General features: G+C 64.2%; 21 protein-coding genes. 11 read left to right on the top strand and 10 right to left on the bottom strand.

The window, feature by feature from the left end:
- Window positions 1-15 precede the first annotated feature (15 nt).
- Entirely contained in the window at window positions 16-951 is a 936-nt protein-coding gene (locus tag LB571_RS26165; RefSeq protein WP_181166418.1) for a prephenate/arogenate dehydrogenase family protein, read from the top strand.
- Here LB571_RS26165 and LB571_RS26160 read toward each other — a convergent pair.
- Window positions 948-1880 carry a sugar kinase gene (locus tag LB571_RS26160; protein WP_224599180.1) on the bottom strand — a complete coding sequence of 311 codons (933 nt, stop codon included), beginning with the start codon at window positions 1878-1880 and terminating at the stop codon, window positions 948-950. The genes LB571_RS26165 and LB571_RS26160 overlap by 4 nt on opposite strands.
- 2 nt (window positions 1881-1882) lie before the next feature.
- Window positions 1883-2881 carry a DUF2125 domain-containing protein gene (locus tag LB571_RS26155; protein WP_140874968.1) on the bottom strand — a complete coding sequence of 333 codons (999 nt, stop codon included), beginning with the start codon at window positions 2879-2881 and terminating at the stop codon, window positions 1883-1885.
- 135 nt (window positions 2882-3016) lie between these two features.
- On the opposite strand from LB571_RS26155, the gene LB571_RS26150 reads away from it, so the two are divergent.
- Window positions 3017-3538, top strand: a complete 522-nt coding sequence (locus tag LB571_RS26150) for a gamma-glutamylcyclotransferase (RefSeq protein WP_015315525.1) — start codon at window positions 3017-3019, stop codon at window positions 3536-3538.
- Between the two features lie 122 nt (window positions 3539-3660).
- The gene (locus LB571_RS26145) at window positions 3661-4608 is read left to right on the top strand and encodes an aldo/keto reductase (RefSeq protein ID WP_224599179.1); all 948 of its coding nucleotides are present in this window, start codon (window positions 3661-3663) and stop codon (window positions 4606-4608) included.
- Between the two features lie 66 nt (window positions 4609-4674).
- On the opposite strand, the gene LB571_RS26140 is transcribed toward LB571_RS26145, so the two are convergent.
- Both LB571_RS26140 and LB571_RS26135 read right to left on the bottom strand, forming a co-directional pair.
- On the bottom strand, window positions 4675-5463 hold the full coding sequence (locus LB571_RS26140) for a lysophospholipid acyltransferase family protein (protein ID WP_224599178.1): 789 nt from the start codon (window positions 5461-5463) through the stop codon (window positions 4675-4677).
- Window positions 5464-5539: 76 nt separating this feature from the next.
- Window positions 5540-6445: a LysR family transcriptional regulator gene (locus LB571_RS26135; protein ID WP_140616819.1), complete on the bottom strand. Its 906-nt coding sequence runs from the start codon at window positions 6443-6445 to the stop codon at window positions 5540-5542.
- Window positions 6446-6548: 103 nt separating this feature from the next.
- Between LB571_RS26135 and LB571_RS26130 the strand changes: the two genes are divergently transcribed.
- Genes LB571_RS26130 through LB571_RS26120 form a run of 3 tightly spaced genes read left to right on the top strand, consistent with a single transcriptional unit; the run spans window position 6549 to window position 8286 of the window.
- The gene (locus LB571_RS26130; RefSeq protein ID WP_224599177.1) at window positions 6549-7100 is read left to right on the top strand and encodes a carboxymuconolactone decarboxylase family protein; all 552 of its coding nucleotides are present in this window, start codon (window positions 6549-6551) and stop codon (window positions 7098-7100) included.
- A gap of 58 nt (window positions 7101-7158) precedes the next feature.
- Window positions 7159-7629 (top strand): DUF1348 family protein, encoded by a 471-nt coding sequence (locus LB571_RS26125; RefSeq protein WP_015315530.1) that lies wholly within the window; start codon window positions 7159-7161, stop codon window positions 7627-7629.
- Between the two features lie 24 nt (window positions 7630-7653).
- Complete coding sequence (locus LB571_RS26120; RefSeq protein ID WP_015315531.1) at window positions 7654-8286, top strand: pyridoxamine 5'-phosphate oxidase family protein; 633 nt, start codon at window positions 7654-7656, stop codon at window positions 8284-8286.
- Window positions 8287-8292: 6 nt separating this feature from the next.
- On the opposite strand, the gene LB571_RS26115 is transcribed toward LB571_RS26120, so the two are convergent.
- The 3 genes from LB571_RS26115 to ftsE all read right to left on the bottom strand — a co-directional run bounded on the left by LB571_RS26115 (window position 8293) and on the right by ftsE (window position 10772).
- A complete protein-coding gene (locus LB571_RS26115) occupies window positions 8293-9018 on the bottom strand; it encodes a YdcF family protein (protein WP_140662847.1) in 726 nt (241 codons plus the stop codon).
- Window positions 9019-9127: 109 nt separating this feature from the next.
- Window positions 9128-10120 (bottom strand): cell division protein FtsX, encoded by a 993-nt coding sequence (locus tag LB571_RS26110; RefSeq protein WP_140662845.1) that lies wholly within the window; start codon window positions 10118-10120, stop codon window positions 9128-9130.
- Window positions 10113-10772 (bottom strand): cell division ATP-binding protein FtsE, encoded by a 660-nt coding sequence (gene ftsE / locus LB571_RS26105; RefSeq protein WP_010911739.1) that lies wholly within the window; start codon window positions 10770-10772, stop codon window positions 10113-10115. Before ftsE ends, LB571_RS26110 begins: the two co-directional genes overlap by 8 nt.
- Window positions 10773-10961: 189 nt before the next feature.
- Here ftsE and LB571_RS26100 point away from each other — a divergent pair, with 189 nt between their 5' ends.
- From LB571_RS26100 to LB571_RS26090, 3 genes are all read left to right on the top strand, one after another.
- Window positions 10962-11606 carry a cadherin-like beta sandwich domain-containing protein gene (locus tag LB571_RS26100; RefSeq protein ID WP_140616825.1) on the top strand — a complete coding sequence of 215 codons (645 nt, stop codon included), beginning with the start codon at window positions 10962-10964 and terminating at the stop codon, window positions 11604-11606.
- Window positions 11607-11781: 175 nt separating this feature from the next.
- Complete coding sequence (hpt, locus tag LB571_RS26095) at window positions 11782-12324, top strand: hypoxanthine phosphoribosyltransferase (RefSeq protein WP_015315535.1); 543 nt, start codon at window positions 11782-11784, stop codon at window positions 12322-12324.
- Window positions 12325-12443: 119 nt separating this feature from the next.
- A complete protein-coding gene (locus LB571_RS26090; RefSeq protein WP_015315536.1) occupies window positions 12444-12815 on the top strand; it encodes a response regulator in 372 nt (123 codons plus the stop codon).
- Here LB571_RS26090 and LB571_RS26085 read toward each other — a convergent pair whose 3' ends face one another.
- Window positions 12816-13763: a DMT family transporter gene (locus LB571_RS26085; RefSeq protein ID WP_224599176.1), complete on the bottom strand. Its 948-nt coding sequence runs from the start codon at window positions 13761-13763 to the stop codon at window positions 12816-12818.
- A 219-nt stretch (window positions 13764-13982) separates the two neighbouring features.
- On the opposite strand from LB571_RS26085, the gene LB571_RS26080 reads away from it, so the two are divergent.
- Window positions 13983-14840 (top strand): LysR family transcriptional regulator, encoded by an 858-nt coding sequence (locus tag LB571_RS26080; RefSeq protein WP_015315538.1) that lies wholly within the window; start codon window positions 13983-13985, stop codon window positions 14838-14840.
- 40 nt (window positions 14841-14880) lie between these two features.
- On the opposite strand, the gene LB571_RS26075 is transcribed toward LB571_RS26080, so the two are convergent.
- Entirely contained in the window at window positions 14881-17478 is a 2598-nt protein-coding gene (locus LB571_RS26075; protein ID WP_224599175.1) for a TIGR02302 family protein, read from the bottom strand.
- 211 nt (window positions 17479-17689) lie between these two features.
- Entirely contained in the window at window positions 17690-18631 is a 942-nt protein-coding gene (locus LB571_RS26070; RefSeq protein ID WP_140662836.1) for a threonine/serine dehydratase, read from the bottom strand.
- Between the two features lie 50 nt (window positions 18632-18681).
- Here LB571_RS26070 and LB571_RS26065 point away from each other — a divergent pair, with 50 nt between their 5' ends.
- Window positions 18682-18984, top strand: a complete 303-nt coding sequence (locus LB571_RS26065) for an ArsR/SmtB family transcription factor (RefSeq protein ID WP_015315541.1) — start codon at window positions 18682-18684, stop codon at window positions 18982-18984.
- The last annotated feature ends 32 nt before the right edge of the window (window positions 18985-19016 follow it).

Raw genomic sequence — 19016 nt, 5'->3', positions numbered from 1 at the left:
AAGAGCTGGAACACCATGGCATCACCGATGTTCGAAAAGATCGCGCTGGTCGGTATCGGCCTGATCGGCTCGTCTCTGGCCCGCGTCATCCGACGCGAGGGCTTGGCTCGCCATGTCGCCATCTCGACGCGCAGTGCGGCAACGCTCAAGCGAGCCGAGGAACTGGGCCTTGGCGATTCCTACACCACCGATGCCGGGGACGCGGTGCGTGATGCCGATCTGGTCGTTGTCTCGGTGCCGGTCGGCTCATCCGGCGCTGTAGCGGAGGAAATCGCGCCGGCGCTGAAAAAGGGGGCGATCCTCACCGATGTCGGCTCGACCAAGGCCTCGGTCATCGCGCAGATGCAGCCGCATGTGCCTGAAGGCGTCCATTTCATTCCTGGCCATCCGCTGGCGGGCACCGAAAAATCCGGACCGGATGCCGGGTTTGCCGACCTGTTCGACAACCGCTGGTGCATCTTCACGCCGGTGCCGGGCACCGATCCGGAAGCGCTGGAACGGCTGTCGGAATTCTGGCGCCGCTGCGGCGCCAACATCGACACGATGGACCCGCAGCATCACGACATGACGCTGGCCATCGTCTCGCATCTGCCGCACATCATCGCCTACAACATCGTCGGCACCGCCGACGATCTGGAATCGGTGACCAAGACGGAAGTGATCAAATATTCCGCCTCCGGTTTTCGCGATTTCACGCGTCTGGCTGCCTCCGATCCGACCATGTGGCGGGACGTGTGCCTGCACAACAAGGATGCCATCCTGGAAATGTTGGCGCGGTTCTCGGAAGACCTGGCGTTCCTGCAGCGCGCCATCCGCTGGGGCGACGGCGACAAGCTCTTCGACCTGTTCACCCGCACCCGCGCCGTGCGCCGCTCGATCATCGAGGCGGGCCAGGATATCGACGCGCCCGATTTTGGCCGCCAGGCGGTCGAGCATCCGGCAAAGAGCTAGGTGATTTCAACCGGCCAGGCGGTTGCCATCATGGCGAGCGTCTCCGCCCGATCCGGCGCGCCCAGCCGGCCGCCGAAGCGCAGGCACTTGAGCGCGGCGGCCGCGCTGGCAAAGCGCAGTGCGTGCTCGACCGCCATGGCTTCCGCCAGCCCGACGGCAAAGGCGCCATGAAAGACATCGCCGGCGGCCAGCGTGTCGACCGCCTTGACCCTCGGTGCCTCGACATGGCGGGATGATCCGGCGCTTCGGTCGAACCACCAGGTACCCGCCGCGCCGCCGGTGACCGCGACGAACGCATCGGTGCGGGACGCCAAATCAGTGCAGGCGGTCTCCAGATCCAGCGCGTGGCCGCATATGATGCGGACCGCCGGCTCCGAGGCGACGATGTGCGAGGCGAGCGGCAATAATCGCTCCAGTACCGCCAGGGGCGCGGTATCGGCATCGAGTATGGCTGGGCGGCCGGCGGCGCGCGCCGCCTTAAGGGCAAGCGCCGCGGCGCCCGGCCAGCGCACGTCGGCCAGTACGGCGTCGAATGCCGTTATGTCGGTGAACGGCAAAACCTCGGGATCGGCCTGCGCGCGCGCGTCGTAGAAAGGCACGATGATCCGCTCGCCATGCGCATCGACCAGGATCGAGGCCAGTGCCGAGCGGGCGCCGCTGACGCGGCGTACATGGCTGCAATCGACGCCCTCGGCCTCTATCCCGGCAATCAGCAGATCGCCGACCGGATCGTCGCCGGCGCTCGCCCATAGCGACACCTCGGCACCCAGGCGATGCGCGGCGCAGGCCGCGCTCGTGGCCATGCCCGAGGCGATCTGGATGCCGTCCGAGGCGATGAATTTTCCCTGATGCCTGGGCAGCGATTCGACACGAAGAATGGTGTCAAGCGTCAGTGCGCCGACGCTCAGCAGCTTTGCCGGCCTCTCCATCGTTAATTGACCGGTTTGATCTTGCCCAGCGGAATGAAGCCGAGGGAAGCCTTGCCCTTGACCACTTTCAGCGGCATCGACGGTTCGCTGCCAAGCAGCGCCAGGGCGCCAAAACCCTGCTCGATCGCATTCTTCTGCTCGGGTATGGCGCCGGCAAGAATAGATGCCACCGCCTTGGGATCCTTGATCCTGATCATCAGGTCGGCGTCGACGAGACCCTCGGCATCGACCGACAGCGGCCCGGAAACGGTGACCCGCGCCGTGCCGGACGACAGATCGAGGTTGCGGATTTCGATCCGCTGGCCGCGCAGGCTTTTCACCTGCGTGCCGATCAGCGCCACGCCGTTCTTCAGTGTCACGTCGCCGCTGGCATCGAGCGCCGGCAACACCCGCCCGCCGATCGCGTCGGCATCGATCTCGAGATCGCCAAAGCTGCCGACATAGTCGAGATCGCCGTTGTTGGGCTGCAATTGGCCTGACGCCTTGCCGGCACTGAACAGTTCCACCGGATCGGTGTCGTCGGCCGGGTCGGTCTGGCCGGACAGGCCCTCGGCCTGCAGCGCTACGCGCCGCGGCAGCGGGTACCACAATTTGACGTTGGCCTGCAGATTGTCCCAGTCGATCCAGAGTGGCATCATGCCGGGGACCGAGGTCCGGAGCGGACCGCGTAGATTGGCAACAGGCGACAAGGGCTGGACGATCTGGGCGACGGCGTTGAAGGAGCCGGCCGAGGCGGCAATGTTCTTGGCGTCGTCTTCATACGCCAGACTGTCGCAGGAGACCGTGAAGCTCAGTGGATAGCCACCGACCTGGAGATTGGCGCAGCCGGCCTCGATGCCGCTCTTGTTGAGCGTGGCAACCGCCTTTTCGGCCTCGGACCGGACCCTGCTGGCCAGATAGAACCAGCCGGCGCTGTAAATGGCGAACAGCACGAGGATGAACGCGGCAAGCCACCACAGGCGGCGACGGTTACCCGGTTGGCGTTCGTCACTTGACGTCATGCTTTGGCTCTCATTAACGCATGGATGGTGTGGACGGATTCTCAGGTTCCGAACACTAGGTAGACAGAGACGGATGGAAAAAACACCGGTTACCGGTGCGGTGCTGCCATTCTTTTTGCAATCAGGCGCGGTGATATGGGCGATTTTTGGGTGTTCGGCTACGGTTCGCTGATCTGGCGACCGGGTTTCGCTCATGTCGAGACACGACGCGCCCGCCTGCATGGCTATCGCCGCTCGCTCTGCGTCTATTCCTTCGTGCATCGCGGCACGCGCCAGCGGCCCGGACTGGTGCTTGGCCTCGACCATGGCGGCTCCTGCGTCGGCCTTGCGTACCGCGTCCCTGGCGAATTGCGCGACGAGGTCATTGCCTATCTGCGCGAGCGCGAACTCGTCACCAGCGTCTATCTCGAGCGGACGCTCAAGGTTCGCCTCGACGGCGGTGGCACGGTGGAAGCCGTGGCCTACGTCGTCGACCGCAAGCATGAGCAATATGCGGGCGCGCTGGACGCGGCGGAGGCGGCGGCCGTGGTGCGCGGCGCGGTCGGCCGATCCGGTGACAACGAGGATTATGTGCTGAGCACGCTGAAGCATCTGGAAGCGCTCGAGATTCGCGACCACTGGCTGGAGGATGTGGCGCACCGGATAGCGACTTTGTGAAGCGCTGGCTCCGCGGAAAAGGTGGCCAGGCCTTTGATCTCGATGCGGCAAGACCTAGGTTAGGCTCCGAACCCAGCCAGCGGGCGGCATCCGCCCGGTCCCAATCACCACGGAGATCCGTCTTGCAGAAACGCCGTCTCGGTCGCACCGACCTTTTCATCGCGCCGCTGGTTCTGGGTGGCAATGTCTTCGGCTGGACCGCCGACGAGAAGACTTCTTTCGATCTGCTTGATCGCTTTGTCGGGGCCGGCCTCAATGCCATCGACACGGCCGACGCCTATTCGCGCTGGGTTCCCGGTAACAAGGGCGGTGAATCGGAAACCATCATCGGCAAATGGATGAAGGATCGTGGCAATCGCGACAAGGTCGTGGTGGTCACCAAGGTCGGCTCAGACATGGGGCAGGGCCACAAGGACCTGTCGGCCGCCTATATCGAAAAGGCTGTCGATGCATCGCTGAAGCGGCTGCAGACCGAATTCATCGACCTTTACCTGTCGCACTGGCCGGATCCGGCCACGCCCTATGAGGAAACCCTCGGCGCCTATGAGAAACTGCTCGCCAAGGGCAAGATCCGCTATGCCGGCTGTTCCAACCTCGACGCCGGCCAGTTGCGCGCGGCACTTGACGTGGCAAGCCTGCGCGGCCTGCCGCGCTACGAGGTGCTGCAGCCGGAATACAATCTCTATGACCGCTCCTCCTTCGATGGCCCGCTGCGCGATCTCTGCGTGGCGGAGAATATCGGCGTCATCACCTATTTCAGCTTGGCCAAGGGCTTTCTCAGCGGCAAGTACCGCAGCGAGGCCGATCTCGGCCAAAGCGAGCGCGGCGGCGGGGTGAAAGACTACCTCAATGCGCGTGGCATGCGCATCCTGGCGGCGCTGGACGCGGTGTCGGCCAGGCATTCGGCCAAACAGGCGGAAGTGGCGCTTGCTTGGGTTATCGCGCGGCCCGGCGTCACCGCGCCGATCGCCAGTGCGACCAAGCCTGAGCAGATGGACAGCCTGATCCGCGCGGCGTCGCTGAAGCTGTCCGCGGACGATATGGCCGAACTCGACAAGGCCAGCGCCTGAGGCTGCGACGCTGGTGCTGACCACGGTGCTGGCGGTGTACGGCTGACGGCCCGTGGTCAGGGGGCTTCAGGCCTTCGCGCCGAGCTCCCGAAGCCGTTTCACCGCCGTTCGCGGCAGGGCCGGCGGGTTGGATGCGCGAGATGCCTCGAGGAGAAGCTGGTCGCAGGCAGCTTCGGTCTCACCGATCAGCCGCGCCATGAACTCGTCCTTGCCTAGGCCAGGCGGTATAGGCGGCAGGAAGCGCGCCTTGACGGTGCCGGGATAGCGCAGGAACTTGCGGCGCGGCCAATAGAGGCCAGCGACATGGGCGACCGGCACGACGGGAACGCCGAGCTGCGAATAGATTTCGACGATGCCGTATTTGTAGGCCGGCTCGTCGCCCGGCGCCCGGCGCGTGCCCTCGGGATAGATGATCAGCTGGCGCGGGTTGCGCGCCATTTCTTCCTTGGTCGCCGCGACCACCGCCTTCAAGGCCTTGGAGCGGCTGCCGCGATGCACCGGGATCATCCGCATCTTCAAGATGTACCAGCCGAAGAAGGGGATCCAGGTCAGCTCGCGCTTGAGGATGTAGAGCGGGTCCTGGAGGAAGGGGAAGAAGGCGATGGCGTCCCAGAAAGACTGGTGCTTGGGCGCCAGGATGAAGGAACCCTCGGGCAGGTTTTCCTGCCCGGTGATGTCGTTTTTGGTGCCGGCGATCTTGTCATAGAGCCACATCGAGGTGCGCGACCAGAATTTCGGCACGAACCAGGCGCGGTGGCGGGGCGACAGGAAATAGTACGGGGTCCAGAGGATCATCTGGACGATCAGATTGACGTAGAAGACGAAATTGAACGCCAGCGATCTGACATAGAGCATGGGGGAGGTCCGGTGAGGAAGTGTGCGTTGGTTACACCAAGCGCGGAGAAAAAGGAACGGTGCGATACTGTCCGTCCTACCAGGTCGCCTGCGCCAGGCGTTCCCTCAGGCGGGGGGCGGCGAAGTCGAGGAAGGCGCGCAGTTTCACCGGCAGCCGGCCCTGGCCCGCATGCACCAGGTTTACCGGCCAAGGCTCGGGTTCGAAATCCCTGAGCACGGGGCGCAGTGTTCCCGAGCGTGCGGCGGCGACGATCTGGTAGGAAAGCACCCGTGTCACTCCGACACCGGCGATCGCCGCATCAATCGCCGCCTCGGCGGTGTTGACCCGGAGCCTTGATCGGACCGGCACGACAAAATCAGCCTTGTCCACGGTGAAGGTCCAGGTGGCGAGCGAGCCAAGGCCCTCGAAGGTAATGCAGCTGTGCGTCTCGAGATCTCGCGGAGTTTCTGGAATGCCGCGTCCTGCCAGATAGGCGGGGCTTGCGCAGACAACATGACCGATCGAACCGACCCTGATGGCGACCATGCGCGAATCCGGCAGCCTGCCGATACGGACGGCGAGGTCGATATGATCCTCGGCCAACTGGCTTATCCTGTCGCCGAGCGTCAGGCGGATATCCACCAGGGGATAGGCGGCGAGGAAGTCGGTGACGACCGGTAGCACGTGAAGGCGGCCGAAGACGATCGGCGCGGTGACAATCAATTCCCCTGTCGGGGCGCTGTATTCGCCGCCGGCGGTGCGTTCGGCGTCGCCGACCTCGTCGAGGATGCGGCGGCAGGCAGCGAGATAGGCATGGCCGGCGTCGGTCAGTGTCAGCCGCCGCGTCGAGCGGTTCAACAGGCGTGTCTTCAGGTACCGCTCCAGTTCGGAGACCTTGCGGCTGACTGTTGCCAACGGAACGTCCGAATGGCGCGCGGCGGCGGAAAGGCTGCCGCCCTCCGCCGCCGCGACGAAAAGGGACATGGCTTCGAGACGATCCATCATTTCTTCCAGAAAATGGAAGGGTTGGTTGCAAATATGGCATCTACATCCGCAACATGGAAGGCTGCATATAATGGGGGCACACCTCAACCAGGAAATCTCTATGCCCCGCATCGCTACGCCTTCGTCCATCGCTGCCGCTCCCGCCGCCGCGCAGCCCATGCTGCAAGTGGTGGAAAAACAGCTTGGTGTCGTGCCGAACCTGTTTCGGATGGTCGCCAACAGTCCGGCGGCGCTGGAAGGCTATCTCGGCATGATGGGCGCGCTGGCCAAGGGCCGGCTTCCGGCGCCGACGCGCGAGCGCATCGCGCTGGCGATCGCCGAGATCAATGGCTGCAACTACTGCCTGTGCGCGCACACCTATCTCGGCAAGACGCTCGCAAGCCTCGACGATGCCGAGATGATGGCCAATCGCCATGGCGGCTCCATGGACCCCAAGGCAGCCGCGGCGGTGGGTTTTGCCGCCCGGGTTGCGCAAAGCCGCGGACATGTCGCCCAGGAGGATATCGCCGCTGTCAGGCTCGCGGGCTATGACGACGGAGAGATCATCGAGATTGTCCAGCATGTCGCCCTGAACGTCTGGACCAACTATATCAATGAGGTTGCCCAGACCGAGATCGATTTTCCGGTTGTTACCGCCCGCAATGCTGCCTGAATCCGGATAGGAGCGGCGATGCCCGCCGGTCCCCACCTCATGCCGCAGAGGAAATCCCATGTCTGAGAGCCGCCCGCCGCTTCCGCCCTTCACCGCCGAGACGTCAGCCCAGAAAGCGCGCATGGCCGAGGATGCCTGGAACTCGCGCGATCCGGCGCGGGTGGCGCTCGCCTATACGGCGGACAGCCGTTGGCGCAACCGCGCCGAGTTCCTGCAAGGCCGCGATGCCATCCAGGCGTTCCTGACGCGCAAATGGAGCCGCGAACTCGACTACCGGCTGATCAAGGAGGTCTGGGCCTTCCACGGCAACCGCATCGCCGTGCGCTTCGCCTATGAATGGCGCGACGACAGCGGCTCGTGGTTCCGCAGCTACGGTAACGAGAACTGGGAATTCGACGACCACGGGCTGATGCGGCTGCGCATCGCCAGCATCAACGACCTGCCGATCGCCGAGGCCGAGCGCAAATATCACTGGCCGCTCGGCCGGCGGCCGGACGACCATCCGACGCTGTCGGAGCTCGGTCTTTAGAAGCATTCAGGCAAGGAGGTTTCGATGAACGCACACGCTTTTACCAGCGATGTCGCCTTCACGCCGACGGTCAAGGCGATCCAGGCGCGCAAGGGCTCGCGCCAGTCCTACGCCCGCGTCGAGGAGCGCGGCGGCTGGCAGTCGGCGATCACACCGGACCTCGCCGCATTCATCGAAATGCAGACCAGCATCTTCCTGTCGACGGCCAATGGCGATGGCCAGCCCTACATCCAGCACCGCGGCGGCCCTGCCGGCTTTCTCAAGGTGCTCGACGAGAAGACAATCGGCTTCGCGGATTTTTCCGGCAACAGACAATTCATCACGCAGGGCAATCTGGCCGACAATCCGAGGGCCTTCCTGTTCCTGATCGACTACATGATGCGCCAGCGCATCAAGATCTGGGGTACGGCGCGCGTTGTCGAGGACGATGCCGAGTTGACGACGAGGCTGATGCCGCCGGACTACAAGGCGCGTCCCGAGCAGATCATCCTGTTCACCGTCTCGGCATGGGATGCCAATTGCCCGCAACATATACCGCAGCGCTTCGAGGCGGCTGATGTGGCAGCCGCGCTTGGCGAGCGCGACCGGCGCATCCAAGACCTTGAACAAGAGATCGCGCGCCTCAAGGGCGTTTCAGGGGCTGTCGCCAAGCAATGACGCGGCTCAGCCGCCGGCGGCGGTCTCGGCCAGGGCGATTCCCTCAGGCGTCGGCTTCACCGGGATAAACCCGCGAGCCAGCGCCAGCAGGTACTTGGTGTATTCGGTGAACAGCACGCGCACCGCGCGCGGCTTGGTCAGCCAACTGCCATTATCCAGGTTGGAATTGACCACCGGGTAGGGTTCGAGCTTGGCGCCATGCAGCAGCCGGCCCATCTCCAAAAGGCTGCGCGGCATGTGATAATTGTTGGTGACCAGGATCACCGTGCCATAGGCATGGTTTTCCACCCATTTGGCGCTTTCCTCGGCATTGCCGATCGTGTCGAGCGCGGCGCGATCGATGTCGACACAGCAGGAAAACAGTTTCTTGTCGCCGCCGGTGGCCGCCTGAAGCTGGCGCCGGCTGGCCGAGGGGTGCACGCCGCTGATCAAGAGCCGCTCGCCCTTGCCGGATGCGAGCAGCTCCATCGCGGCGTCGAGGCGCGACTGGCCGCCGGTCAGCACAATGATGGCGTCGGCCTTGGCCGGGTTGGCGGGCGTGGTCAGATGACTGACCTTGCTGGCGAACCAGCCAAAGCCGCCAGCGAACACTGTTGCAAGCACAAGCAGGGAGAGAGCGGAGAGGCGCAGGGCGGTCCTTAGATGGCTAACCTTGCCATGGCCGCGCCAACGGTCAACCACCACTGGCAACTGTCCAGCCGTCCCGGTCGAATCCCGCACGTCCATGGTCATATAGTTAATCCTCAAATGCGGCCTTTGATAGGTAAAAGACGCACTTTGCGTTACGCGAATTCTTTCTCCGTGATCGCCCTGTTTCCGTCCAAGCCAAGACGAGGTCCTTTCATGCATCGGGTTGGCGAACGTCGATGTCGCTGAGATAGGCAACGACGGTGACGTGCGAGGTTGCCGCCGTCAGCGCGCCAATCACCAGCACCATCAGGACGACACCTGCGTAACCCGCCGAGCCGATGGCGAAGTTGCCGAACAAAGCGGTCGCCTGATCGGCCTGCGGCGTTGCCATGTTGCGTGACGACCACCAGGAGAACACGATGAAGACGAGCACCGCCGCCGCTCCGCCGGCGGCCGCGCCCTTCATGCCGGTGACCAGAAAATGCCGGCGGAATTCGCGTGCGATGAAGCGCGCCTCGGCGCCGACGAAATGCAGCACCTCGATGATGTGGCCGTTGCCGTCCATGGCCCCACGGGTCGCGAACACCACGGTCAGCACCGTCGCCGACAGCATCAGGGCCAGAACGGCGACGCCTATGGTCACCGTGGTGCGGGCCATGGCCACCAGCCGGTCGACCCAGGTGCGGTGGTCGTCGAGCGATGCACTCGGCAGTTTCGGCGTGATCGCGGCGCGCATGGCGGCGAAGTCAGGCGGGCTGCTCTCGTCGATGGTGACGATGATCAGGCGCGGCACGGGCAGGTCGTCGATGTTGAGGCCCGAACCCAGCCAGGGCTCCAGCAGCCTTGCGGTCGCTTCGCGGTCGATGATCCGGGTCGACTTCACGCCAGGGAATTCGCCGGCGATCCGCGAGGCCTGGGTAAGCGCCGCCTCCATGTCGAGGCCGTCGGCCGGCTTGATCTGAATCGTCGCCTCGCGCGAGATCTGGTTTTCCCAAACCGAGGCTGTGTCGCGCACCAGTGTCACCGCGCCGAAGGTCAGGCAGGACAGGAAAGTCATGATGGCGATGACCAGCACCAGAGCGCGGCCGGCAATGTTCTGCGCCGGCACGATCGGCGCCATCTTGCGTTGTGCGCGCGGCCTCGCCTCCACCGCCTCGGCATCCTGCTCCTCGAAATGGTCGGCCGATAGCTCGGTCTCAGTCATAGATATCAAGCCTTCCGCCGGCCAGGATCATGCGGCGCGCGTCAACCTGCTCCATCAGGCCAAGGTCATGCGTGGCGATCACAACGGCGGTGCCAAGCCGGTTGAGCTCGATGAACAGCCGCAGCAGCCGCCGCGCCAGCGGCGGATCGACATTGCCGGTCGGCTCGTCGGCGAGCAGGATCTCCGGCTGCTCGATCAGGGCGCGCGCGATCGCGGCGCGCTGCTTCTCGCCTCCGGACAGGACCGGCGGCAGCACATGCATGCGCTCGCCCAGCCCCACCCATTTCAACAACTCGGTGACGTCGGTGCGGTAGCTCGCTTCCTCGCGCCCGCGCACGCGCAGCGGCAGCGCCACATTCTCATAGGTGGTCATGTGGTCGAGCAGGCGAAAGTCCTGAAACACCACGCCGATGCGGCGGCGCAGATGCGGCAGTTCGGTGCGCGAGATGCGCGAGCGGTCCTTGCCGAAGATGGTGATCAGTCCACGCGTCGGTTTCAGCGACATGAACAAAAGGCGCAGCAATGTCGTCTTGCCGGCACCCGAAGGCCCGCTCAGGAACTGGAAGGAGCGCTCCGGTATGTGCAGGGAGATGTCGCGGAGGATTTCCGGACCCATGCCATAGCGGAGGCCGACATTTTCGAAGCGAATCAATTTCAACGACCTGAATTTCCTGGCCGCGGCGAACCGGCCTGTTTTGTGAAAAGACCATCGGCCGGCATGGTTAACCGGCGGTTAATTCCTGGCTCGTTTAGGCTCTTCAAGAGGGCTCCGGTGGGGAAGCGTTAACCATTTGTGTTTACGCAAAAGAAACGAAAAGCGAACACGCGCAATACTGGGGCCATGATGGCTGACGAACGAACCGCGCGCCCGGTTTCCGGCGAAATCATGACCGATCCCGCGGCAATTGCCGCAGCGGACCGGATCTTGCGCGCCCCGGCGGCTGATATCATCGATGCGGATTATATGGTGTTGCCGCGGCCGGCCCCACCAGTCGGAAATGTGACGCCGCTGCCGCGTGCGATTGTCCCCCCGGCCATCGAAGGCATGGACATGCTGCGCAAGCCGGAAATGCCAGCGGAACGGCCGCCGGCCTCGCGCGGCGGTCCGATCTTCTGGATCGCCGGCATCGGCGCCGCCCTTGCCGCCTTCTGGGTCTCGGGCGGCCATGCGCTGGTGCGCCAGGCACCGTTCCTGCCCGGCGCGCAAGCGTCGGCGCTGACCATTTCAGGCGTGACGTCACGCATCGATGCCTCCGGCGCCAATCCGGTGCTGTTCGTCGACGGCGAGGCCGCCAATGACGGGACGAGGCCCGCGACAATGCCGCCACTCGAAATCCGGGTGACGGGCAATGACGGCCGGACAACCCGCTATACGCTGGGGACATCTGGCCATTCGCTGGCATCGGGCGAAAGATTCGGCTTTGCCAGCCGGCTCGACGTGCCTAAGAACGGGGTAAGGACCGTTTTGGTCACCTTCGCCGAATAGCGTGTGTCGATATTCAGGTGAAGCCGGCCTGCAAACGGTGGTTCCCTGCGCTTCCGGTGCTCACGTACGCTCCGCTCCGGTTCTCGGAAACCACTGCTTTCGGCTCGGTCTGACCTGACTCTCAACACACGCTCGGTGTGAAGGCGTTTCGGAAAAAAACTGGAGGGGGCGAGAAATGCCAAACGTGCGCGGCAAGGACATCGAAGTCCTGTTTTCGGCATCGGCGATCGCGCGGCGCAATCTCGAACTCGCCAAGGAGATCGCCGGGCACGATTATCACGATCTCCTGGTGATTTCGGTGCTGAAAGGCTCGTTCATCTTCGCCGCCGACCTGATCCGCGCCATGCATGATGTCGGCCTGTCGCCGGAAGTCGAGTTCATCTTCATCTCCAGTTATGGCGCCGGCACAACCAGCGGCGAGGTGAGGGTGCTGCGCGACATCGACAACGAGGTTGCAGGCCGTGACGTGCTGTTGATCGACGACATTCTGGAATCGGGCAAGACGCTGAGCTTCACGCGCGACCTGATGCTGTCGCGTGGCGCGAAAAGCTGTTCCATCGCCGTGCTGCTCGACAAGCGCATGCGCCGCCAGACCGCGCTCAATGCCGATTATGTCGGCTTCGACTGCCCCGATTATTTCGTCGTCGGCTATGGCATGGATGTGGCGCATGCTTTCCGTGAATTGCCGTTCGTGGGTGTGGTGAAAGGCGATGTGTAAGGCGAGTGCCTCGCATCGGTGAATCCTGAAAAAGGCCTTAACGGTGTCAGGAAAATTAGTCTGGGCGAGCGCCTGGGTTTTCAGGAAAAGTCAACGTTTCGCCACCAAATATGCCGGCCATGGCAAAGCTTTTGATCGTCGAGGACGATGAGTCCGTCCGCACCCTCGCAGCCCGCGCGCTCGAGCGCGCCGGCCACGCAATCGATATCGCCGCCGATGGCGCGCAGGGGCTTTCGCTGATCCGCGCCGCAAAAGGCGGGTACGATCTCGTCGTCTCCGACATACGCATGCCGGAGATGGACGGCATCGAGATGGCGGTTGCGGCAGCCGCGCTTTTTCCCGCGATGAAGATCATGCTGATGACCGGCTATGCCGACCAGCGCGAGCGCGCCGATGAATTGAACGGCATCATCCTCGATGTTGTGCAAAAGCCCTTCACGCTCGCCGAGATTCGCTCTCGCGTCGAACGGGCGCTGATCTGCTTCGCCTGATCAGGCTGGATCCCTGGCGACAAGCGCCGGTGCCGGGCTGGCGCGGCGCTCGGTGTTGAATGCCAGCAGACCGGCGCCGATGATGAGCGCCGCGCCGATCACCGTCGCTGACCTGGGCACCTCGGCGAAGAACAGGAAACCCCACAGCGGCGACCACAGGATGCCGGTATATTCGAAGGTGGCGACGCGGTTGGCCTGCGCCAGCCGGTAGCCTTGCGAGAGCAGGATCATGCCGGCCGAGGCGACGAAACCGCAGGCGGCCATCTTGAGAAAATCCGGCAGCGTCGGCGCGATCCATGGTCGCACCAGGAATTCGAGGCTCGGGTGGACGGCGTGGGTTATGCCCGCAATGTGGAACGTGCCGGCGACGACGGCCGCGCCGACGAGATAGGCGCCGTTCTGGTAGAAGGCCATGACAGTGGACGATTCGGTATCGCCGATCTTGCGAGCCATCAGCTGCGAGAAGGCGTAGAGCACGGCCGAGCCCAGCGACAGCAAGGCCGCCCAGTCGAACAGTCCGGCGCCGGGGCGCAGCATCACCAGAACGCCAAGCATGCCGATCAGCACGGTCGACAGCGTCCGCCAGGAAACGCGCTCGCCGAGATAGGGGCCGGCCATCGCCATGATGCAGAGCGGCGCCATGAAATAAAGCGCCACGGCGTCGGCCAGCGGGAGGGCGGCGATGGCCAGGTAATAGACCGTGTAGGAGGTGAACTGGATGAAGGCGCGTATCGTCAGCAGGCCGAACCGTTTCGACAGGATTGCCCGCAGCCCGACATCGGCGTGAACCAGAACGATCAGGATCGGCAAGGCTACGATCGAGCGGATCGCCATCACCTCGGTCACCGGGTAGCCGCTCGACACGGCTTTGACGAGCGGATCCTGCAGCGAGAAGACCAGCACGCCCAGGCACAGGCTCAGGATGCCGCGCACCATCCTATTCTGCATCCGTTCAGGCTCCCGCGCATCCGATCCGGCGACGCTCACCAGATCAAAAAGAACCCGCCACCGTTTTCGGGTAGCGGGCACGAGTGAGGACTCTTGATTGGTCCGCAGCCGATTTCGCGACTGCATATCCAATGGGTGAGGCGATTATCGTTCGGCGTTTGACATGTTGCAAACGAATTGAAATGATGCCAGCGATCAAATCTGCTTATGATGGATGCCATGCGGCCAACCCTCGACAGTGATCTCCTGCGTACCTTTGTCGCCATAGCCGAGGCCGGCAATTTCACGAGGGCCGCCGAGCAGGCCGGCCGCACGCAATCGGCCGTGTCGATGCAGATGAAGAAGCTCGAAGAGCTGGTCGGCGACAGCCTGTTCGAGCGAGGTTCACGCGGCGTCGCGCTGACGCGGCGTGGCGGCGAACTCATCGTCAATGCCCGCCGTATCGTTTCGCTGCTCGATGAAACGGCGGCGTCGATGGCGGCGGCGCCGCTCGGTGGGCCGGTTCGCATCGGCATTCCGGAGGAATATGGCCACGCCATCCTGTCGCGCGCGCTCGGCGCATTTTCGAAGCGTCACACCAAGGTCGAGGTCACCGTACGCTACGCGCATTCGGAGGCGCAGATCGCGGCGCTCGCCGCCGGCGAGCTGGATTTATGCGTGGTGTTCGAATGGCAGGATCCTTCCGGCGGCGAAGTGCTGATGCATGATCCTACGGTCTGGGTGACGTCGAACCTGCATCACATGCATGAGGAGCGCCCGGTGCCGATCGCGCTCTACAACCGCGCCGGCTGGTGTAAGGACTTCGCCATCAAATCGCTGGAGCAGCGCGGCCTTGCCTATCGCGTCGCCTATACAAGCGATACCAATGGCGGCCTGAAGCTTGCCGTCACCTCGGGGTTGGCGATCGCGCCGATCTCACGCAGCAACATTCCGGCGGACTGCCGAGAGCTGACGTCCGCGGACGGGTTCGGCGACATCGATTCCTCCAATGTGGTGATGCATCGCAACCCGAATGCGTCAGGCGAAGCAATCGACGGCATGCAGGAGGCAATCCGCGAGGCGTTCGTCAACAGGTAGACGGCTCCATGGAAATGAAGCTGATCCCTCTCGCCGCTTCCTATTTCAGCTCCAGCAGCCGTTCCAGATAGCTGCGCTCGATGTCGGGGCTGAGCGCATTGCCGAGCCGCTTGCGAATCGCTTCCAGGATCTGGCGCGCGCGCTGGACGTCGATCTCGTCGGGCACTTTCACCGAATCGCCAAAATCGGGACCCTGGCTGGCGCGCGGCCGGCCGAGCGGGTCGCGGTCGGCATCCTGCTGGCGGCCGCCTTCCTGGCTGCCGCCCTGATCGCCCTGCATGGCCTGCATCTGTTTCATCATGTCCTTGGCGCCCTTGCGCAGCGCCTCAAGCGCCCGGCCCTGGTGGCCGACGGCCTCGTCGCCCTGGCCCTCGCCAAGCGCCTGCTCGGCGCTGCCCATGGACTTGCCGGCCTCGCCAAATCCTTCATTGGGCTCCATGCCCATGCCCTCGAGGCCTTTCTTCAGCTGCTCCAGATCGCTCTTCAGCTGGCCCTGGCCCTCCTGCAGCTGCTTCAGCGCATCGGCGAATTCCTGCGGCGTCATAGGCTTTGGCTCGCCATTCTCGCCGGGCTTGCCGTTTTCGCCAGATTGACCTTGCTCATCGTTCTGGCCAAGCTGCTCGTCGCGGTTGCGGCCGCGCTGGCGCTCGCCGCGCTGCATCTGATCCATGCGGAAGGTGTCGTTCATCATCTCCTGCTGCCGCCGCAGGATCTCGCCAAGCTTGTCCATCTGCTGACGCATCTGGCTGTCCTGCTCGCCCCCCTGCTGCTGGCGGCCGGCCTGGAGGTTGTTCATCATGTCCTGCAACTGAGACAGCAATTGCTGGGCCTTGTCGCGATCGCCGGACTTCGCCAGATTTTCGATCTGGTCCATCATGCGGTCGATGTCGCTCTGGCGCAGCTCCTGGCCGTTCTGCTGCATCTGCGGCGCGTTCGGGTTCTGCTTGGCGCGTTCGGCGAACTCCTGCAGGAACTGGTTCATCGCCTCGCGCAGTTCCTTCATCGCCTTCTCGATCTCGGCATCGCTGGCGCCATTCTTGATGGCGTCCTGCAGTGCCTGCTGGGCTTGGCGCAGCCGCTTTTCGGCCGCCGAGAGGTTGCCCTCCTCGATACCAAGCGCGATCTCCCAGAGGTAGGCAACCTCGCTGCGCAATTGATCGTCGTTCACCGCCAGCTTCAGCCGGCTCATTGCGCTCATGATGGCGAGGTAGTGGGACATGGTATCGAACGTGTCTTCAGGCCGCAGCGTGATGGCCTCCATCAGGTCGAGCACGCGCGGCTTGGCATTGGCGTCGAGCGCAAGCAGGCGGCGCTGTTCGATCACCGCGCGTGCCAGCGGGTTGGTGAACGGCCGCTCGGGCATCGCGAGCGTCTTGGTTTCGCTTGAGGCGGTGTGGCCGGCGTCGTCGGTGGCGACCAGCGTCAGCTTGATGCTGCTGCCGGCCCAGACATGCTCGGTCAGGTCTTTCGTGGTCTTGGCGGCATTCGACTTGCCGCCGCGGCGCGGCAGTGTCAGCGGCATTTCGGGCGGACCATAGAGCGGATGCGCACCCGGCGGCTGCGGGTCGGCCAGCGCGAAGACCGCCTTGGCGGTGGCGGCGCCGTAATCGTCGTCGATCTGATAGTTGAGCTCGAAGGCGCCGTTGGCGGCGCGCTTGGGCTCGCCGACGAAGCGGATCTGCGGCGGCTTGTCCGGGATGACGGCGAAAGCCCAGCGGCCAAGCTGATCCTCCCCCGATTTCAGCGTCAGCGTCCCGTCGCCGGTCAGCTTGCTGGCGAACTGGCGCACCTTCGAAGGCGAGGCGGACGACACCGCCGGGCTTGCTGCCGGCTTGGCGGCGGCTTGCGGGCTTGCGGGGTCGATGGCGCGCGCATTGCCGTCCTTGTCGGCATAGGCAAGCGTTTCCTCGCCCGAGCCTCCGGTAACGCGCAGGGAGACGTCGCTTCCCTCGGGGACATGAAAAGTCGGCGTCGCCTGGTTGGCGTCGGCAGTCAGGAAGATCGGCGGCTTGCCGGTATAGGCCGGCGGCGTCACCCATGCGTCGATGCGCGGCGGTACGGCGTCGAGCGTGCCATGTGCGCTGAACCCATCTGTCAGCCGGCCGCCGGTCGGCCCGAAGGAGAAGGCAAAGGCAGTGACCAGCAGGAGCGCCGCCACGGCGCGCAATCCCCACGGGTCGCGCTCCGGCACGCGCGTGCGCGGCAGATCGGCGCCGAGATTGTCGAGCTTTCCAGCCATTCGCTTCTGGTGCTCGCGCCAGAGCGCCTGCGAGAAACTGCTTTCCTGGCCGCTGGGCCGGTCGCTCTGCACCTGCACCGGGCTGTGCAGCAGTCTGTTGGCGGCTTCGATGCGGCGATCGATCTCGGCCGCGCCAGGTATGCGGAAAAAGCGCAGCGGATAAAGCGCCGCCAGACCTGCCAGGCAAAACATGGCGATAAGGCCGATGCGCACCACGTCCGGCAGCCGGGGAAAAATACCGAACCAGGAGACGCTGAGAAACAGGCCGACGACGATAATGAGCGGAAGCAGCAGCGGCCAGCCACGCTCGATCGCCATCGAGACCCGCGTCGCCAGCCGGCTCAAGGCCAGGCGTCCGGCCAGGCCGCGATTGCTGCTGAAGGTGGGTCGTTCGGTCATCGGCCCTTCCTGGAGCCCTGTTCCGTCCTGAAGGACCGCAATGGGCTCTATCTCTTTGGGCATGATCTGTTCCGAAACTTGGATTCTATTTTTCGGGATCATGCGGCGAGGCGGACGGGATAGCCCAAGCCTCACGACTCGAAGAATACCAGTAAACACGGCAAAGGCGAGGCAGTTTGAGAAAACGTGAAGCCTGCCGAAATGGTTGCAATCAGAAATTGGCGGGGTTTGCGTTGGCCCCACAGACCAGCACGGCGACCCGTTCGCCCGGTGTCGGCGCGTAGCGGCCGGACAGGATCGCGGCAAAGGCGGCGGCACCACCCGGCTCCGAGATGATGCGCACGCGGTTCCAGAGCGCCTTCTGGGCGGCGATGATGTCGTCGTCGCTGACCAGGATGGAGCGTTCGACGAAGGCTTCGGCGATCGGGAACATCATCTCGCCGACCCGCTTGGGCGCCAGCGAATCGGCGGCGATGCCTTCCGCCGGCGCGTCCACCGGATGGCCGGCCTCGAAGGCGCGATGAAGCGTCGGCGCACCCTCGGGCTCTACGGCGACGATGCGGATGCGGCCGGCATACCAGGCGGCGATGCCGCCGATCAGGCCGCCACCACCGACGGCGACCAGCAGCGTGTCGATCTCAGGCAGATCGCTTTCGATTTCGAGCCCGAGAGTGCCTTGGCCGACCAGCGTCTCCTCCTGGTTGAAGGCGTGGATCTGCAAGGCGCCGGTTTCCTCGGCGAACCGTTCGCTGGCGGCCAGCGCTTCGGCATAGCGGGCGCCGCCGACAACGAGGTCGGCGCCATAGGCCCGGATGCGGTCCAGCTTGGCCTGCGGGCTCACTTCGGGAACGAAGATGGTTGCTCTGTGGCCAAGCCGCATGGCGGCGTAGGCGACGGCAGCGCCATGATTGCCGCCCGATGCGGCGACGACGCCGGCCTCGGGAACCGGCCGCTCCAGGAGGTTGGTGAAGGCGCCGCGGGCTTTGAACGAGCCGGAATGCTGCAGGCATTCGAGCTTGAGGTCGATCGCCAATGGCCCCCGATCGAAGTCGGCCATGTCGACGCGCAGAACCGGTGTGTGCCTGATATAGGGGCGGATGCGCGGTTCCATCGCGGCGATGCGTCCGCGTGTGACGACGTTGCCCTGCGACATCAAAATCTCCTTGGGATTGACAGCAATTAGTAACTTGGCAAAATGGCTAAATGCAAGAGGTTGATGTCTTCAAGGCGATCGCCAACGAGCGCAGACTGCAGATTCTCGACTGGCTCAAGAATCCACGTGCGCATTTCCGGGCACAGGCGGATGGCGATCTGGTCGAGGACGGCGTCTGCGCGCTGCTGATCGCCGAGAAGCTCGGCATCACTCAGGCGACGCTTTCCGAGCATATGCGCGTGCTCGTCCAGGCCGGCCTGCTCAGAACCAAGCGCATCAGGCAATGGACCTTCTACCGCCGCGACGAGGACAGGATCGCCGACGCAAGGGCACTCATCCAGAACCGGTTATAGCGCAGAACCGGGTTATAGCGTCGCGGCAGGGC

The organism is Mesorhizobium sp. BR1-1-4 (assembly GCF_020165375.1).
Classification (GTDB): domain Bacteria; phylum Pseudomonadota; class Alphaproteobacteria; order Rhizobiales; family Rhizobiaceae; genus Mesorhizobium; species Mesorhizobium australicum.
The sequence above is the reverse complement of the archived record's forward strand: the minus strand, read 5'-3'. Positions and strand labels throughout refer to the sequence as shown.

Bases quoted from the DNA above. Each gene is read 5' to 3' on its own strand.
- LB571_RS26165 (WP_181166418.1), top strand. From the start codon at position 16: ATGGCATCACCGATGTTCGAAAAGATCGCGCTGGTCGGTATCGGCCTG.
- LB571_RS26160 (WP_224599180.1), bottom strand. From the start codon at position 1,880: ATGGAGAGGCCGGCAAAGCTGCTGAGCGTCGGCGCACTGACGCTTGAC.
- LB571_RS26155 (WP_140874968.1), bottom strand. From the start codon at position 2,881: ATGACGTCAAGTGACGAACGCCAACCGGGTAACCGTCGCCGCCTGTGG.
- LB571_RS26150 (WP_015315525.1), top strand. From the start codon at position 3,017: ATGGGCGATTTTTGGGTGTTCGGCTACGGTTCGCTGATCTGGCGACCG.
- LB571_RS26140 (WP_224599178.1), bottom strand. From the start codon at position 5,463: ATGCTCTATGTCAGATCGCTGGCGTTCAATTTCGTCTTCTACGTCAAT.
- LB571_RS26135 (WP_140616819.1), bottom strand. From the start codon at position 6,445: ATGGATCGTCTCGAAGCCATGTCCCTTTTCGTCGCGGCGGCGGAGGGC.
- LB571_RS26130 (WP_224599177.1), top strand. From the start codon at position 6,549: ATGCCCCGCATCGCTACGCCTTCGTCCATCGCTGCCGCTCCCGCCGCC.
- LB571_RS26125 (WP_015315530.1), top strand. From the start codon at position 7,159: ATGTCTGAGAGCCGCCCGCCGCTTCCGCCCTTCACCGCCGAGACGTCA.
- LB571_RS26120 (WP_015315531.1), top strand. From the start codon at position 7,654: ATGAACGCACACGCTTTTACCAGCGATGTCGCCTTCACGCCGACGGTC.
- LB571_RS26115 (WP_140662847.1), bottom strand. From the start codon at position 9,018: ATGACCATGGACGTGCGGGATTCGACCGGGACGGCTGGACAGTTGCCA.
- LB571_RS26110 (WP_140662845.1), bottom strand. From the start codon at position 10,120: ATGACTGAGACCGAGCTATCGGCCGACCATTTCGAGGAGCAGGATGCC.
- LB571_RS26100 (WP_140616825.1), top strand. From the start codon at position 10,962: ATGATGGCTGACGAACGAACCGCGCGCCCGGTTTCCGGCGAAATCATG.
- hpt (WP_015315535.1), top strand. From the start codon at position 11,782: ATGCCAAACGTGCGCGGCAAGGACATCGAAGTCCTGTTTTCGGCATCG.
- LB571_RS26090 (WP_015315536.1), top strand. From the start codon at position 12,444: ATGGCAAAGCTTTTGATCGTCGAGGACGATGAGTCCGTCCGCACCCTC.
- LB571_RS26085 (WP_224599176.1), bottom strand. From the start codon at position 13,763: ATGCAGAATAGGATGGTGCGCGGCATCCTGAGCCTGTGCCTGGGCGTG.
- LB571_RS26080 (WP_015315538.1), top strand. From the start codon at position 13,983: ATGCGGCCAACCCTCGACAGTGATCTCCTGCGTACCTTTGTCGCCATA.
- LB571_RS26075 (WP_224599175.1), bottom strand. From the start codon at position 17,478: ATGACCGAACGACCCACCTTCAGCAGCAATCGCGGCCTGGCCGGACGC.
- LB571_RS26070 (WP_140662836.1), bottom strand. From the start codon at position 18,631: ATGTCGCAGGGCAACGTCGTCACACGCGGACGCATCGCCGCGATGGAA.
- LB571_RS26065 (WP_015315541.1), top strand. From the start codon at position 18,682: ATGCAAGAGGTTGATGTCTTCAAGGCGATCGCCAACGAGCGCAGACTG.